This is a genomic window from Streptomyces sp. NPDC088810 (assembly GCF_044750305.1).
GTDB lineage: Bacteria > Actinomycetota > Actinomycetes > Streptomycetales > Streptomycetaceae > Streptomyces.
In genome coordinates this window covers 698,987-713,413 of the sequence record NZ_JBIVJQ010000003.1, presented here as the reverse complement: position 1 = coordinate 713,413, position 14,427 = coordinate 698,987, and the positions used below count along the sequence as shown (strand labels likewise).

The window sequence follows — 14,427 nt, the reverse complement described above, 5'->3', positions numbered from 1 at the left end:
TAGGGACGCGCGCCCGGCCCCCTACAGCGCCGCCGCCAGCTCGGTGCCCTGCTTGATGGCGCGCTTGGCGTCCAGTTCGGCCGCGACGTCCGCGCCGCCGATCAGGTGGGCGCCGATCCCGGCGGCCACCAGCTCGTCGTACAGGTCGCGGCGCGGCTCCTGGCCGGTGCAGAGCACCACGGTGTCGACGTCCAGGACGGTGCTCTCCTCGCCGACGGTGATGTGCAGGCCGGCGTCGTCGATCCGGTCGTAGCGCACGCCCGGCACCATGGTCACGCCCCGGTGCTTCAGCTCGGTGCGGTGGATCCAGCCGGTGGTCTTGCCGAGGCCGGCGCCGACCTTGGTGGTCTTGCGCTGGAGCAGGTGGACCTGGCGGGGCGGCGCGGGCCGCTGCGGGGCGGCGAGGCCGCCGGGCGCCTGGTATTCCATGTCGACGCCCCACTGCCGGAAGTAGGTCTCCGGGTCGTTCGCCTTGTCGCCGCCGTCGGTGAGGAACTCGGCGACGTCGAAGCCGATGCCGCCGGCGCCGAGGACGGCGACGCGGTCGCCGACGGGGGCGCCGTCGCGCAGGACGTCGAGGTAGCCGAGGACGCGGGGGTGGTCGACGCCGGGGATCTCGGGGGTGCGCGGGGTGACGCCGGTGGCGACGACGACCTCGTCGTAGCCGGCCACGGTCTCGGGGGTGACCCAGGTGTCCAGGCGTACGTCGACGCCGTGGGCGTCGAGCTGGTGGCGGAAGTAGCGCAGCGTCTCGTCGAACTCCTGCTTGCCCGGGACCTTGCGGGCGACGTTGAGCTGGCCGCCGATCTCGCTCGCCGCGTCGAACAGGGTGACGGCGTGGCCGCGTTCGGCGGCGGAGACCGCGCAGGCGAGGCCGGCCGGACCGGCGCCGACGACGGCGACCCGCTTCTTCAGCCGGGTCGGCGCGAGCACCAGCTCGGTCTCGTGGCAGGCGCGCGGGTTGACCAGGCAGGAGGTGATCTGGCCGCTGAAGGTGTGGTCGAGGCAGGCCTGGTTGCAGCCGATGCAGGTGTTGATGGCCTCCGGGGTGCCGGCGGCGGCCTTGGCGACGAAGTCGGGGTCGGCGAGCATGGGGCGGGCCATGGAGACCATGTCCGCGCAGCCGCCGGCCAGCAGCTCCTCGGCGAGTTCCGGGGTGTTGATGCGGTTGGTGGTCACCAGGGGCACGGAGACCTCGCCCATGAGCTTCTTGGTGACCCAGGTGTAGGCGCCGCGCGGCACGGAGGTGGCGATGGTGGGGATGCGGGCCTCGTGCCAGCCGATGCCGGTGTTGATGATCGTGGCCCCGGCGGCCTCGACGGCCTTGCCGAGGGTGATCACCTCGTCCAGCGAGGAGCCGCCCGGGACCAGGTCCAGCATGGACAGCCGGTAGATGACGATGAAGTCCTCGCCGACGGCCTCGCGCACCCGCTTGACGATCTCGACGGGGAACCGCATCCGGTTCTCGTACGAGCCGCCCCAGCGGTCCGTGCGCCGGTTGGTCTGCGCGGCGATGAACTCGTTGATCAGGTAGCCCTCGGAGCCCATGATCTCGACGCCGTCGTAGCCGGCTCGCCGGGCCAGGCGGGCGGCGCGGGCGTAGTCCTCGATGGTGCGCTCGACGTCGGCGTCGCTCAGCTCGCGGGGCACGAAGGGGCTGATCGGCGCCTGGATCGGGCTGGGCGCGACGAGGTCGCGGTGGTAGGCGTACCGGCCGAAGTGGAGGATCTGCATCGCGATCCGGCCGCCCTCGCGGTGCACGGCCTCCGTGACGGTCCGGTGCTGCTCGGCCTCCGCCTCGGTGGTGAGCTTGGCCCCGCCCTCGTAGGGCCGGCCCTCCTCGTTGGGGGCGATGCCGCCGGTGACGATGAGTCCCACTCCGCCGCGCGCGCGGGCCGCGTAGAACGCCGCCATCCGCTCGAAGCCGCGCTCGGCCTCCTCCAGGCCGACGTGCATCGAGCCCATCAGGACACGGTTGGGCAGCGTGGTGAAGCCCAGGTCGAGCGGGGTCATCAGGTGCGGGTAACGGCTCATCGGGCCCTCCGTGCGCGGTGTCGTCGCCTCTGTTGTAGAGGAAGCCCGACGCTTTATGCAACTAGTTGCACAACCGGCTGACGGTGACCCCGCCCACGTACCTGCTCTGTAACTACTGGTATGTACACCCACTGCTGAGCGGTACGCCCCGGCCGACGAGGGGTCGGCCGGGGCGCTGTCCTGGACATGCGGCCCGACGCATTCAGCCGGCGGTCACACCCCGGGAATTCAACGGCTTTCCAGGCGCAGGTGCAGGTCACGCTCCTGGTCGCCGGAGGCCGTGCAGGTCTCCTGCACGGTGAACATCGCGTCCAGGGTGGTGCGGAAGCGCTCCACCGCCCAGTAGCTGCCCTGCACGTCCGCCTGAACGGGCGAGCCGAGGCGGACCGGCGGGCAGCCCCCGCCGCGGGCGTCCGCGACGTCGTACGTGCCGAGCCACACCATCGGACGTGACTCGTGGAGTTGCTGTGGTACTTCTTCGGGATCCCGGTCGGAGGAGAAGCAGGCGCTGAGCGCTTCGAAGACGAGCCGGGCGTCGTCCTTGGAATATCCGCTGATCTCCACCGAGACGGTTTCCGGATGCGACCGCTCCGTGTCTGCCATTGATCGCTCCTTTCGTGGCCGTGCTGCGGTGGAACGGGGTACCCCGCCGAACCGCGTCCATCCTCAGGAAAGCACCACGAGCCGCCGGACACACCTCAGCCGCGTGAGAACTTGTACGTCTTGCTGTCCGTGAGCACACAGAAGCCGGGCGAGATCACGATCACGCGCAGGACGCCGCTGCGCCGGTCGTAGTCGATGCCCTCCGCCTCGAAGCCGCCCGAGCAGGAACTGCGCAGCGGCAGCTGGCGCAGCGCGGTGACATGGCCGGAGACGTCGGCGGTGCCGTTCGGGGCGGCCGACAGGTCGATCTGGAGCAGCGGCTTGGTGAGCCCGAAGAGGCTGCCCTCCGGGTCGTCGGAGGAGCACAGCAGGGTGGTGGGGCCGGAGAAGTCGCAGCCCTGGACGTCACGGACGGCGTGGTCCAGGCGGACCGTGGAGGCCTGCGGGAGGTTCGCCGAGGGGGACGTGGACGGGTTGACGCCGGGGGTCGGGAAGACCAGCAGGCGGGTCATCGTGCCCCACTCGCCGGACAGCATCCACTGGCCGTCGGGCGAGATCGCGACCCAGGAGTTGTTCGGCGCCTCGCCCGCGCCGAGCGTGTGGACGTACTCCGTCCAGGCGCCGCCGGGCGCCTGGACGCGGAACATCTTGGAGTTGCCGGAGTCCCGCTGGTAGGGCTCGATGTAGTAGCCGTTGTACGAGGCGTCGGGGTCGCCGACGTGGTTCCAGCCGCGACTGGAGACGCCGAGGGGGATGGTGCCGATGCCGGTGTAGTGGTTGGGGCTGTTCGCGGGGACCTCCACCGAGGTCAGGCCCTGGCTCTCGGTCAGCGGGTCGGCGCGGTCGGAGCCGGCCTCGGTCCAGATGCCGGCCGCGCCGGCGGGCGTGGGCGCGGCGAGGGACACGACGGCGGCGGTGGCGAGGGTGACGAGTCCGGCGAGGACTGCGTGACAGCGTTGCCGTGCGGACGCGGGCATGGCCGGCTCCTCGGAGGTGGGGGGCACTCGGTCGGCGGACAGTCTGGCGTGGCGCGGTGGTCATGTACAGACCAAATGCGCAACATGGGCGTGAACTCTCACGGCCCGCGGGACCGCGCTGTACGGTCTCGGCAGGAGACCCCGCACGCGCAGCACCGGCGCGGCGACTTCGGCGGACGTCCGCCGCCGTGTTGAGAGATGGTGGAGGTAGACGGCGACGGCGTCGGAGAGTCGGGTGTGAGCGCGGTAGAACAAGGGGAGTCGGCACGGGGGACGACGTGCCGTGCGGACGGGCGAAGGCGGTGCGTGGCATGAGTGCAGCCGAGGCTCCGGCGACGGAGAACGGCGAGCCGGCGCGCGGGCCGGTGCCGCCGGGCGGACTGCTCGACGTCCTGGGCGTGGCCTCGGTGGTGCTGGACACCGACGGCCGGATCGTCCTGTGGAGCCCGCAGGCGGAGGAGCTGTTCGGTTACACCGCGCAGGAGGCCCTCGGCCAGTACGCCGCCCGGCTGATGGTGCACGAACGGCACATCCAGCTGGTCGGCAGGCTCTTCGCCGACGTGATGCGGACCGGGGAGAGCTGGGCGGGCGGCTTCCCGATCCGGCGCAAGGACGGCAGCACTCGGTTGGTGGAGTTCCGCAACATGCGGTTGCTGGACGACCAGGGGGACGTGTACGCGCTCGGGCTCGCCGCCGACCAGTCGACCATACGGCGGCTGGAGCAGGACGTGGCGCTGTCCGAGCGGATGGTGAAGCAGTCACCGATCGGGTACGCCGTCCTCGACACCGAGCTGCGGTTCGTCTCGGTCAACCCGGCCCTGGAGAAGATCAACGGGGTGCCGGCGGCCGAGCACGTGGGCCGCACGCTGCGCGAGGTGCTGCCGATGCTGGACTCCACGTCCGTGGAGGCCGGCGCCCGGCAGGTGCTGGAGACCGGCGTGCCGGTGATCGACGACACGCTGGTCGGCCGTACGCCCGCCGACCCGGACGAGGACCACACCTGGGCGCACTCGCTGTACCGGCTCGAGGACGCGATGGGCAACGTGCTGGGCGTGGCGGTGTCGGTGGTCGACATCACCGAACAGCACCGGGCCTCGGTCGAGGCGGAGGCCGCCCGGCGCCGGCTCGCGGTCATCGCGGACGCCTCCGCCCGGATCGGTACGACGCTCGAACTCGAACGCACCGCCTGCGAGCTGGCCGACGTCGCCGTACCGGAACTGGCCGACGTGGCCGCCGTGGACCTGCTGGACGCGGTGGTCGAGGGCCGGCAGAGCACGCTGGGTCCCTCGGAGGCGGCGGTGATCCGGGCCCTCGCGGTGCGTCCGCCGAACGGGACGGAGGCCGTGCGCGCCGCCGACCCGCCCGGCCAGATCGCCCGGTACGCGCCCGACCGCCTGGTCACCGAGTGCGTGCGCACCGGCGAGGCGGTGCTGGTACGGCAGGTCAAGGACGAGGACCTGCCGCGCATCGCCCGCTCCCCCGAGGCGGCCGTCCTGCTCGGCCGCGCGGGCCTGCACTCGTACCTCGCCGTGCCGCTGATCGCGCGCGGCGAGGTGCTGGGCGCGCTCGACCTCAAGCGCACCCGCAATCCGGCGCCCTTCGACGAGGACGACGTCCTGCTGGCGAGGGAGCTGGCCGCCCGTGCGGCCGTGCAGATCGACAACGCGCGCTGGTACCAGAACGCCCGCAACACCGCCCTCACCCTCCAGCGCAGCCTGCTGCCCAGTCATCCGCCGGTGACCACCGGCCTGGAGGTGGCCTCCCGCTACCAGCCGGCGGGCGCGACCAGCGAGGTCGGCGGGGACTGGTTCGACGTCATCCCGCTGGAGGGGGGCAAGACCGCGCTCGTCGTGGGTGACGTGATGGGCAGCGGCATCAGCGCGGCCGCCACGATGGGCCGGCTGCGCACCGCGACGACCACCCTGGCCGCCCTGGACCTCGACCCGGCCCGGCTGCTGGAGCACCTGGACAAGACCACCTCGGCGCTGGACCACTCCATCGCGACCTGCGTGTACGCCGTCCACGACCCGCATCTGCGCCAGTGCCGGATCGCCAACGCCGGCCATCTGCCGCCGGCCCGGGTACGGCCCGGCCACCCGCCGGAGCTGCTGGACCTGCCCACCGGGGTGCCGCTGGGGGTGGGCGGGGTGGAGTTCTCCACCGTCACGGTCGACTTCGCACCGGGCGACGAGCTGGTGTTCTACACCGACGGGCTGGTGGAGACCCGCCGCCACTCGCTGGACGAGCGGCTGGCCTTCATGCTGTCCCTCCTCGACGATCCGGCCCGCCCCCTTGAGGAGGCCTGCGACCTCCTCCTGCGCACGCTGCACCACCCGGACAACCACGACGACGTGGCCCTGCTGATCGCCCGGGCCCAGGAACTGCCGTAGCGCCCGGCGGGCGTGCGTCACCGGCGCAGTACGCCGATCACCACATGCGCGTACAGGTCCTCGTCCACCGCCAGACGGGGCGTCAGACCGGCGTCCGCGAAGGCCTGTACGGCGGCCGGTGCCTGGCGCTCGCTGGTCTCCGTCAGCAGGCAGCCGCCGGGGGCGAGCCACGCGGGGGCCCCGGCGGCCACCCGGCGCAGCACGTCCAGGCCGTCGGCGCCGCCGTCCAGCGCGACCAGCGGCTCGTGGTCGCGGGCCTCCGCCGGCAGCAGGGCCACTTCGGCGGTGGGAACGTAGGGCACGTTGGCGGTCAGGATGCCCACCCGGCCGCGCAGGCCGGCGGGCAGGGCGTCGTACAGGTCGCCCTCGTGGACCCGGCCGTCGAAGGGGACGAGATTGCGGCGGGCACAGCGTACGGCGGCCGGGTCGACGTCGGCGGCGTGCACCTCGGCTTCGCCCAGGGCGGCGGCCAGGGCCACGCCGAGCGCCCCGGAGCCGCAGCACAGGTCCACGACCACGGTCGCATCCGGTACGGCGGCCAGCGCCTGGTCCACGAGGAACTCGGTACGGCGGCGGGGCACGAAGACGCCCGGTTCCACGGTGACGCGCAGCCCGTGGAACCCGGCCCAGCCGAGGACCTGTTCGAGCGGCAGTCCGGCGGCGCGCCGGTCCACCATGCGGGCCGCCTCCTCGGGCGTACGGGCGGTGGCGAGGATCAACTCGGCCTCGTCCTCGGCGAAGACACAGCCGGCGGCGCGCAACGCGGAGACGGTGGCGGAGGGGGAGAACGGTGCGGGAGTGGGCATGGAAGCCGAACCTTTCGGGAGCGCGAAGCCTTCAGGGCGCTCCCGCGGTCACCGCTGCCGGTGTACCGCGCCGTCACGAGGAGAGAGCACCCCAGCCGACACAGCGGTAATGGGACTCACCTCCTCGTCATCGGCGCCGCGTTCACCGCGGCCGGACGGCCACTTTAGCGCACCGCCCACGAGGACTCTGCGGCCACGACCACGCGAAGGCCTTGGCGAGCCGCGGAGTTCGGCGGCCGCGGGCGGGCGGGGCGTCGCACGGCAGCCCCGGCGGGTCAGACGCCCACCGTCTCCTCGGCCTCCTCCTCGGCGTCCTGCTCCACGTCCTCGGTGTCCCGCTGGTGCTTGCGCTCGGCGTCGGGGGTCGCGGCTGTCTGCCGGGGGCGGCGGGTGTGCTCGTACAGGGCGGCGATCGCGGTCACCGCCAGGCCGGCCAGGAGCCAGGCGGCGAGGGTCCATACCGTGCGGGCGAGGCCGTCGTCACCGAAGTAGAGCAGGCTGCGGACGCCCTCCACGAAGCCGGCGCCGTTCCAGAAGGCGTGCAGGGTGCCGAAGAAGCCGTTCTGCAGTTCGGGCCGGAACAGGCCGCCGGAGCTGGTGAAGTTCAGCATGACGAACAGCACCATCATGGTGAGCGTGGTCCACCGCTTCAGGAAGGTGTGCAGGCCGACGCCGATGAGGAGGATGCCCGCCGAGTACAGCCAGGCCATGCCCCAGACGCCCGCGAGGTCGTGGTGGGCCAGGTGGAACACCGGCCCGGCGAGCAGCGCGCCGATGCCGCTGACCACCGCGGAGACGCCGAGCGCGAGCAGGGCACGGACCCGCATCGCGAGGGCGGCACCCGCGGCGCCGAGGGCGGCGACCGAGGCGTAGGAGCCGATGCTGACCGCGATCAGCAGGAAGAACAGGCCCTGGCCGGTGGGGTCGTCGGCGACGGGCTCGGCGACGTCGGTGATCTTCAGCGGGAGGCCTTCCCCGGCGGCGACCGGCGTGAAGACCTTCTCCACGGCGGTGGCTCCCATGTCGGACGCGGCGCTCGCCACCAGCAGCTCGGGCGCCTTGGCGCTCGGCACATAGGCGCCGGTCACCTCACGTGACCGCAGCAGCCGGACGGCGTCCCCACGGGTGGCGACCGTACGGACGTCGAGCTTGTCGCCCGCGGTGTCCTTGACCGTCTGCGCGAAGACCTTGGCCTCCGGGGCGGTGCCGACGACGGCGACCGGCAGGTGGTTCGGCTCCGGGGTGACGAACGCCCCCATGTACGCGAGCCCCATGCCGATGCACATCAGCAGCGGGGTGATCAGGTGCGTGAGCACATGGCGCAGTGCCGGTGACCTCATCGCGCGCGACCTCCAAAGGTTGGCTTATACAACTTTCACTCCAAGTTGTACTATACAACTACAATGCCGGAGGAGGTATTCCCGTGAGCGCAGCGGAGTCGGCCGTGGAGACGATCCAGCGCGAGATGACCATCTTCGCCCGCCGGGCCCGCGCCTCGGCGGGCCGCATGCACCCCGAGTTGTCCCTGGTGTCGTACACCCTGCTCGGCCACCTGGAGGAGCGCGGCGGCTGCCGGGCGACGGACCTGGCGGCGCACTACGCCCTGGACAAGTCCACGGTGAGCCGCCAGGTGGCGGCGCTGGAGCGGGCCGGGCTGATCGAGCGCCGGCTGGACCCGGAGGACCACCGGGTCCAGGTACTGCATCTGACGGAGGCCGGCCAGGAGATCCTGGCCCAGGTCACCCGCAGCCGCCGGGCCGCGTTCCGGGAGCGGCTCGCGGGCTGGCCGGAGGAGGACCTGGTGCGGTTCGCGGCCTACCTGGAGCGGTACAACGCGGAGCCGGGCGGCGCCGATCCGGCCTGAGGGAGCCGCCGGGTCACGGCACCGGCACCGCCGCGCGGCCGCCGTCCGTCAGCCGCTGCGGCACCCGGGCGGCGAGGAACGCCGTGCGGCGGCGCAGCCGGAAGCCGAGCGACTCGTACAGCCGGATCGCGGTGCCGTTCTCGGCACTGGTGTGCAGGAACGGCGCCTCCCCGCGCTCCCGGATGCCGTGCGCGACCGCGAGGACCAGCCGGGTGGCCAGGCCCTCGCCGCGGAAGGCGGGATCGGTGCAGACCGCGCTGATCTCGGTCCAGCCCGGCGGGTGCAGCCGCTCCCCCGCCATGGCGACCAGCGCGCCGTCACGGCGTATGCCGAGGTAGGTACCGAGTTCCACGGTGCGCGGGAGGAACGGTCCCGGCTGGGTGCGGGCCACCAGGTCGAGCATCTCGGGGACGTCCGCCGGGCCGAGGGGGACCGCCTCCGGGTCCGGTGCGGCGGCGAGGCCGTCGTCCACGAGCTGCACGCCCTCGATCCGGAAGGTGATCTCCCAGCCCTCCGGGACCTGCCCGCGGAAGCCGGGCAGCGGGACCTCGGCGCCGGGGCCGGCCAGCGCGGCGAGGTCCGCCCAGTCCCGGGCCTCGGGTTCGTCGGGCAGCGCCAGCCACGGCGAGACGTCGACCGGGTAGCGCAGCACCCGGCCGCGCCGCTCGGCGAAGCGGGCGTGCGGGCCGGTCAGGGAGGCGAGGGCCGGGTTGTCGAGGACGTGCGGGACGCCGGCGGCGGTCCGGCCGGGGCCGCCCGGGCTGCTCACGACGCTCATCCGGCCACCTCGGTCACGGTCTTGGACAGGTACGCCTGGGGCATCCTCGTTCCCTCACTTCTCTCGCGCTTCACCGGCGCGTCCCGCGCGCTGCCGTCGAGCACCGGAGCCGGCACCGATCGGCAAGGAGCGGCGACGGGCCCGGTATTCCCGGCTCCGGGGAGAGTTCATACGGCCGCAATGACGGGGGCGCGGGCCAGGGGCGGAGCACCCGCAGCGACAGCGTACGGTTGAACCATGAACGTCACGCGAGGCTTCTCGGGCCGTCCGCGCGTCCACAACCCGGGTCTGCCGCCCGGGCAGTACGACGCGCGCGACGACTGGCCCGTCCTGTCCGCCGAGGTCACCCCGGACCTCTCCCCCGCCGACTGGTCCTTCCGCATCGACGGCCTGGTCGAGCGCCCGCAGGCCTGGGACTGGGACGCCGCGCACGCGCTGCCCGCGTCGGCGTACGAGGGTGACATCCACTGTGTGACCGGCTGGTCGAAATTCGGCGTGCGGTTCGGCGGCGTCTCGCTGGACGCCTTCTTCGATGTGGTGCGGCCCCATGGGTCCGCCACCCATGCCGTCGCCCACTCCCACACCGGCTACACCACGAACCTGCCGCTCGCCGACCTCGCCGGCGGGCGGGCCTGGATCGTCTGGGAGTACGACGGCGAGCCGCTGCCGCCGGAGCACGGCGGTCCGGCGCGGCTGGTGGTTCCCCACCTCTACTTCTGGAAGAGCGCCAAGTGGATCGCGGGCATCACGCTGCTCGACCACGACGAGCCGGGCTTCTGGGAAAGCAACGGCTACCACGCGCGCGGCAACCCCTGGGAGGAGCAGCGGTACTCCGGTGACTGAGACGACGACTCCCCCGACCGGGTTCGCCGTGCCGGAGCGGATCGCCGTGAGCCGGCAGGCGGCGGCGGTGTGGCAGACCGCCACCCTGACGGAGATCCGGCGCGAGACGCCGCGCGCGGCGACGTTCCGGCTGGCGGTGCCGGAGTGGGCGGGGCACCTGCCGGGCCAGCACCTGATGCTGCGGCTGACCGCGCCGGACGGCTACGTCGCGCAGCGCCACTATTCGATCGCGTCGGCGCCGGACGACTCCGGCCACATCGAGCTGACCCTGGACCAGGTGCCGGACGGCGAGGTCTCGGGCTGGTTCCACACCGTGGCCCGGCCCGGCGACACGGTCGAGGTGCGCGGCCCGCTCAGCGGCTTCTTCGCCTGGCCCGGCGACCGGCCCGCGCTGCTGCTCGGGGCCGGCTCCGGCGTCGTACCGCTGATGTCGATGGTCCGGCACCACCGGACGCGCGGCCTCACCGTCCCGCTGCGGATGCTGGTGTCGGCGCGCAGCCCCGAGGAGCTGATCTACGCGGCGGAACTGGGCGCGGAGACGACGCCCGTCTTCACCCGCAGCGCTCCCCCCGGGGTGCCGGTGGGACGTATGACGGCCGCACATGTGGCGCCGCTCCTGGCCGAGCAGCCCGCCCATGGGTGGGAGGCCTATGTGTGCGGAACCAACGGGTTTGCCGAACATGCTTCCCGGCTGCTGGTCGCCGCGGGCCAGCCGGTGGAGCGGATCCGGATCGAGCGGTTCGGCTGAGACCGGGCGGCTCGGCCGGCATCGAGCGGCTCCGCCGGGCGCCCGGGTCGCGCGGCGGGGCATGGCGCGCCATCGTGGGGCGCATGGCGGGTGCCGTGCGTCATATGGGCTGGAAGTCGCGGTTCACGGCATGCGCGAGGTGCGCCGAACGGGGTACGAGACGGGTGTGGACGCTCGTGTGCGTGAGCGGTGGGGGCGGTGGACCGGCGGCCCGGCTCCTCCGGCTCTCCGGCTCCGGCGGTGGCGAGGAGGTGGACATGCGTACCCGGGTGCGTGGCTGGCGCTGGCGGCGCAATCCGCTGCGACGCCGGTCGGACGTCGTGGAGGCGTGGACGGTGCTGGTGGTCGCCGTCCTGCTGTTCGTGGTCGCGCCCCTGGTCGGGGTGGCCGCCGGCCTGCACGCGCACGACCGGGCGAGCGCGCTCGCCGCGGTGCAGCGGGCCGAGCGCCATCAGGTCCGGGCCGTGGTGATCGGCGAGGCGCCCGAGCGGCTGTCCGACGTGCACGGCGACCGCCGGCACCCCTATCGCGCCCAGGTCCGCTGGACCGATCCGGGCCAGGGGGTGCGGACGGCGTGGGCCCGGGTGCCGTCGGGGACCCGCGCCGGCGAGCCGGTCTCGGTGTGGTTCGACTCCCGGGGCCGCAGTGTCGCCCCGCCACCGGACGACCTGGCGGTCTCGCAGCACGCGGTCACCGTCGGGCTGTGCGCGGCCGGCGGCACGGCGACCGTGGTGATCCTCGGCTATGCGGTGGAACGCCGGATCGCGCTGCGCCACCGGCTGGCCGAGTGGGAGCGGGAGTGGGCCCGGACGGGGCCGCGCTGGACCCAGCCGCGCACGTGACGGGTTGATCACCCGACCACTGGGAGCACGAGGTGCCGCCTCGCCCACCCGGGAGCAAGCGCTTACTCACCGCACTACCAGCACCGGAACACCACGGGCGGAATGGCCGCAGCCCCGCCGAACCCTGGCGAGTCATCCGATCACCCACGTACGGTGAGTCGACGCAGTCTCCCTTCACAAAGGCGGTTGTTGATGGCCCTGTTCGATCTGCCCCTCGACGAACTCCGCGCGTACCGCAGCGAGTCCAGCGAACCGGAGGACTTCGACACCTTCTGGGACAAGACGCTCCAGCAGGCCCGCGAGCACGAACTGGACGCGCGCTTCGAGCCGGTGGAGACCGGACTGTCCACGGTCGAGGTGTACGACGTGACGTTCGCCGGGTTCGGGGGCCACCCCGTCAAGGGCTGGCTGCGGCTGCCGGCCGGGGCCTCGGAACCGCTGCCCCTGGTCGTGGAGTTCATCGGCTACGGCGGCGGGCGCGGCCTGCCGCACGAGAACCTGCTGTGGGCCTCGACGGGCCGGGCGCACTTCGCGATGGACACCCGCGGCCAGGGCAGCGCCTGGGGCGGCGGTGGCGGCACACCGGACCCGGTGGGCGCGGCGCCCGCGTACCCCGGGTTCATGACGCGGGGCATCGACGCGCCCGAGAACTACTACTACCGCCGGGTGTTCACGGACGCCGTGCGGGCGGTCGAGGCGGCCCGCTCCCATCCGCTGACCGACGCGGCGCGGACCGCGGTGACCGGCGGCAGCCAGGGCGGCGGCATCGCCCTGGCCGTCGGCGGCCTGGTCCCCGACCTGGTGGCAGTCGCCCCGGACGTGCCGTTCCTGTGCGACTTCCCGCGCGCGGCGGTCCTGACGGACCGTCACCCCTACCGGGAGATCGGCCTGTTCCTCAAGACGCACCGCGGGCGCTCGGCGGACGTGCTGCGCACGCTGTCCTACTTCGACGGGGTGCACTTCGCGGCCCGGGGCCGGGCGCCGGCACTGTTCTCGGCGGCGCTGGAGGACCAGACCTGCCCGCCGTCGACCGTGTACGCGGCGTTCAACGCGTGGGCGCACGAGGACAAGGCAATCGAGGTGTACGACTTCAACGACCACGAGGGCGGCGGCCCCTTCCAGGAAGCGGCGAAGCTGCGCTGGCTGCGGTCGTACGCCTGAGACGCGCCCCGAGCACGCGGACTTCCCTCCGGTCCGACCAGTCGGTACGTTCGGTGCGCCCGGGCCGCGGCGTCGCGGCCCGGGTTCGCCGACGACGACGGAGGCCACATGTCCGCGCAGGAGACACGGCAGACACCGCAGCCGCGCACAGGGATCCACGGTCACTGCGATCCGCGGTTCGCCGCGGTACGGGAGGCGTTCGAGGAGAACTTCCGTGAACGGGGCGAACTCGGCGCCGCGGTGGCGGTCACCGTCGCCGGGGAGACGGTGGTGGACCTCTGGGGCGGCTGGGCCGACGCGGCGCGCACCCGGCCCTGGGAGCGGGACACGGTGGTGAACGTGTGGTCGACCACCAAGGGACCCGTGGCCCTGTGCGCGCACCTCCTCGCCGACCGGGGTCTGCTCGACCTCGACGCGCCGGTGGCCGCGTACTGGCCGGAATTCGCCGCCGCGGGCAAGGACAAGGTGCTCGTACGGCACCTGCTGTCGCACCGCGCCGGCCTGGCCGGACTGCGGGAGCCGCACACCCTGGAGGACCTGTACGACTGGGAGCTGACCACCGCCCGGCTCGCGGCCATGGCGCCCTGGTGGGAGCCCGGCACCCGGTCCGGGTACCACGCGCTGACGTACGGCTTCCTGGTAGGCGAGGTCGTACGACGGGTCTCGGGGCTGCGGCCGGGGGCCTTCCTGGAGCGGGAGGTGACCGGCCCGCTCGGGATCGACTTCACGATCGGCCTGCCGGCGCGCGAGTGGGGCCGGGCGGCCGAATTGGTGCATCCGTCGGCCGCGGCGGCCGGTGACCGGACGGCGGCGTTCAGCCAGTTGGCGCTGGCCGCCCTGGCCAACCCCGTCGTCGGGGCGGCGGAGGCGAACAGCGCCGGCTGGCGGGCGGCGGAGACCCCGGCGGCCAACGGACACGGCACCGCCCGGGCGGTCGCGGCACTGTACGGCGTCCTCGCCGGGCGCGGCGTGCACGGTGGCCGGCGGATCCTGTCCCCGCAGGCCGCGGAGCGGGTGCGCGAGGGCCAGGGCAGCTGTCGCGACCTGGTGATCGGCGCGGGCTTCGACGGGGAGACCGAGGCCGGGCTCGGTCTGTGGCTGAGCGGGTCCCACGGGTCGTACGGCCCGAATCCGCGAGCTTTCGGCCACGACGGATTCGGCGGTTCCTGTGGGCTCTCCGACCCGGAGGCAGGGGTGTCGCTGGGCTACGTCATGAACCGGATGGGCCCGCACATCGCCGATGATCCACGGAAAACCGCGCTGGTCGAGGCCCTCTACCGGGCCCTGTGAGCAGGCGTCGCGGCGGCCGGCGACCGCCGTGCGTGCGGGTGGATTTCGGTCGAACCGGCGGACCGCTCTTCCCTCGTGGTTTAGACCAATG

13 protein-coding genes are annotated in these 14,427 nt (G+C 73.2%); 7 read left to right on the top strand and 6 right to left on the bottom strand.

Annotated features, from left to right (window positions below):
* Positions 1-21 precede the first annotated feature (21 nt).
* The 3 genes from ACIP4Y_RS14100 to ACIP4Y_RS14090 form a co-directional block, all read right to left on the bottom strand.
* Positions 22-2,034 carry an FAD-dependent oxidoreductase gene (locus ACIP4Y_RS14100; RefSeq protein ID WP_401392267.1) on the bottom strand — a complete coding sequence of 671 codons (2,013 nt, stop codon included), beginning with the start codon at positions 2,032-2,034 and terminating at the stop codon, positions 22-24.
* Between the two features lie 228 nt (positions 2,035-2,262).
* Positions 2,263-2,637, bottom strand: coding sequence for a hypothetical protein (locus ACIP4Y_RS14095; protein WP_358636625.1), 375 nt, complete (start codon positions 2,635-2,637; stop codon positions 2,263-2,265).
* 95 nt (positions 2,638-2,732) lie between these two features.
* Entirely contained in the window at positions 2,733-3,614 is an 882-nt protein-coding gene (locus ACIP4Y_RS14090) for a hypothetical protein (RefSeq protein WP_401392263.1), read from the bottom strand.
* Between the two features lie 311 nt (positions 3,615-3,925).
* Here ACIP4Y_RS14090 and ACIP4Y_RS14085 point away from each other — a divergent pair, with 311 nt between their 5' ends.
* Positions 3,926-6,004: a SpoIIE family protein phosphatase gene (locus ACIP4Y_RS14085; protein WP_401392260.1), complete on the top strand. Its 2,079-nt coding sequence runs from the start codon at positions 3,926-3,928 to the stop codon at positions 6,002-6,004.
* 17 nt (positions 6,005-6,021) lie between these two features.
* On the opposite strand, the gene ACIP4Y_RS14080 is transcribed toward ACIP4Y_RS14085, so the two are convergent.
* Both ACIP4Y_RS14080 and ACIP4Y_RS14075 read right to left on the bottom strand, forming a co-directional pair.
* Complete coding sequence (locus ACIP4Y_RS14080; RefSeq protein WP_401392257.1) at positions 6,022-6,810, bottom strand: putative protein N(5)-glutamine methyltransferase; 789 nt, start codon at positions 6,808-6,810, stop codon at positions 6,022-6,024.
* Positions 6,811-7,085: 275 nt separating this feature from the next.
* Positions 7,086-8,150 (bottom strand): hypothetical protein, encoded by a 1,065-nt coding sequence (locus ACIP4Y_RS14075; RefSeq protein ID WP_401392254.1) that lies wholly within the window; start codon positions 8,148-8,150, stop codon positions 7,086-7,088.
* 125 nt (positions 8,151-8,275) lie between these two features.
* On the opposite strand from ACIP4Y_RS14075, the gene ACIP4Y_RS14070 reads away from it, so the two are divergent.
* Positions 8,276-8,674 (top strand): MarR family winged helix-turn-helix transcriptional regulator, encoded by a 399-nt coding sequence (locus tag ACIP4Y_RS14070; protein ID WP_401392528.1) that lies wholly within the window; start codon positions 8,276-8,278, stop codon positions 8,672-8,674.
* A 13-nt stretch (positions 8,675-8,687) separates the two neighbouring features.
* On the opposite strand, the gene ACIP4Y_RS14065 is transcribed toward ACIP4Y_RS14070, so the two are convergent.
* Complete coding sequence (locus tag ACIP4Y_RS14065; protein ID WP_401392251.1) at positions 8,688-9,452, bottom strand: GNAT family N-acetyltransferase; 765 nt, start codon at positions 9,450-9,452, stop codon at positions 8,688-8,690.
* 237 nt (positions 9,453-9,689) lie between these two features.
* Here ACIP4Y_RS14065 and ACIP4Y_RS14060 point away from each other — a divergent pair, with 237 nt between their 5' ends.
* The 5 genes from ACIP4Y_RS14060 to ACIP4Y_RS14040 all read left to right on the top strand — a co-directional run bounded on the left by ACIP4Y_RS14060 (position 9,690) and on the right by ACIP4Y_RS14040 (position 14,336).
* Positions 9,690-10,295 carry a sulfite oxidase-like oxidoreductase gene (locus ACIP4Y_RS14060; RefSeq protein ID WP_358636637.1) on the top strand — a complete coding sequence of 202 codons (606 nt, stop codon included), beginning with the start codon at positions 9,690-9,692 and terminating at the stop codon, positions 10,293-10,295.
* Complete coding sequence (locus ACIP4Y_RS14055) at positions 10,288-11,043, top strand: ferredoxin reductase (protein WP_401392247.1); 756 nt, start codon at positions 10,288-10,290, stop codon at positions 11,041-11,043. Before ACIP4Y_RS14060 ends, ACIP4Y_RS14055 begins: the two co-directional genes overlap by 8 nt.
* Before the next feature lie 257 nt (positions 11,044-11,300).
* Positions 11,301-11,885, top strand: a complete 585-nt coding sequence (locus ACIP4Y_RS14050; RefSeq protein ID WP_401392525.1) for a DUF3592 domain-containing protein — start codon at positions 11,301-11,303, stop codon at positions 11,883-11,885.
* A 192-nt stretch (positions 11,886-12,077) separates the two neighbouring features.
* The gene (locus ACIP4Y_RS14045) at positions 12,078-13,046 is read left to right on the top strand and encodes an acetylxylan esterase (protein ID WP_401392244.1); all 969 of its coding nucleotides are present in this window, start codon (positions 12,078-12,080) and stop codon (positions 13,044-13,046) included.
* Between the two features lie 108 nt (positions 13,047-13,154).
* Positions 13,155-14,336 (top strand): serine hydrolase domain-containing protein, encoded by a 1,182-nt coding sequence (locus ACIP4Y_RS14040; RefSeq protein WP_401392241.1) that lies wholly within the window; start codon positions 13,155-13,157, stop codon positions 14,334-14,336.
* Positions 14,337-14,427: the final 91 nt, after the last annotated feature.

Bases quoted from the DNA above. Each gene is read 5' to 3' on its own strand.
- ACIP4Y_RS14100 (WP_401392267.1), bottom strand. From the start codon at position 2,034: ATGAGCCGTTACCCGCACCTGATGACCCCGCTCGACCTGGGCTTCACC.
- ACIP4Y_RS14095 (WP_358636625.1), bottom strand. From the start codon at position 2,637: ATGGCAGACACGGAGCGGTCGCATCCGGAAACCGTCTCGGTGGAGATC.
- ACIP4Y_RS14090 (WP_401392263.1), bottom strand. From the start codon at position 3,614: ATGCCCGCGTCCGCACGGCAACGCTGTCACGCAGTCCTCGCCGGACTC.
- ACIP4Y_RS14085 (WP_401392260.1), top strand. From the start codon at position 3,926: ATGAGTGCAGCCGAGGCTCCGGCGACGGAGAACGGCGAGCCGGCGCGC.
- ACIP4Y_RS14080 (WP_401392257.1), bottom strand. From the start codon at position 6,810: ATGCCCACTCCCGCACCGTTCTCCCCCTCCGCCACCGTCTCCGCGTTG.
- ACIP4Y_RS14075 (WP_401392254.1), bottom strand. From the start codon at position 8,150: ATGAGGTCACCGGCACTGCGCCATGTGCTCACGCACCTGATCACCCCG.
- ACIP4Y_RS14070 (WP_401392528.1), top strand. From the start codon at position 8,276: ATGACCATCTTCGCCCGCCGGGCCCGCGCCTCGGCGGGCCGCATGCAC.
- ACIP4Y_RS14065 (WP_401392251.1), bottom strand. From the start codon at position 9,452: ATGAGCGTCGTGAGCAGCCCGGGCGGCCCCGGCCGGACCGCCGCCGGC.
- ACIP4Y_RS14060 (WP_358636637.1), top strand. From the start codon at position 9,690: ATGAACGTCACGCGAGGCTTCTCGGGCCGTCCGCGCGTCCACAACCCG.
- ACIP4Y_RS14050 (WP_401392525.1), top strand. From the start codon at position 11,301: ATGCGTACCCGGGTGCGTGGCTGGCGCTGGCGGCGCAATCCGCTGCGA.
- ACIP4Y_RS14045 (WP_401392244.1), top strand. From the start codon at position 12,078: ATGGCCCTGTTCGATCTGCCCCTCGACGAACTCCGCGCGTACCGCAGC.
- ACIP4Y_RS14040 (WP_401392241.1), top strand. From the start codon at position 13,155: ATGTCCGCGCAGGAGACACGGCAGACACCGCAGCCGCGCACAGGGATC.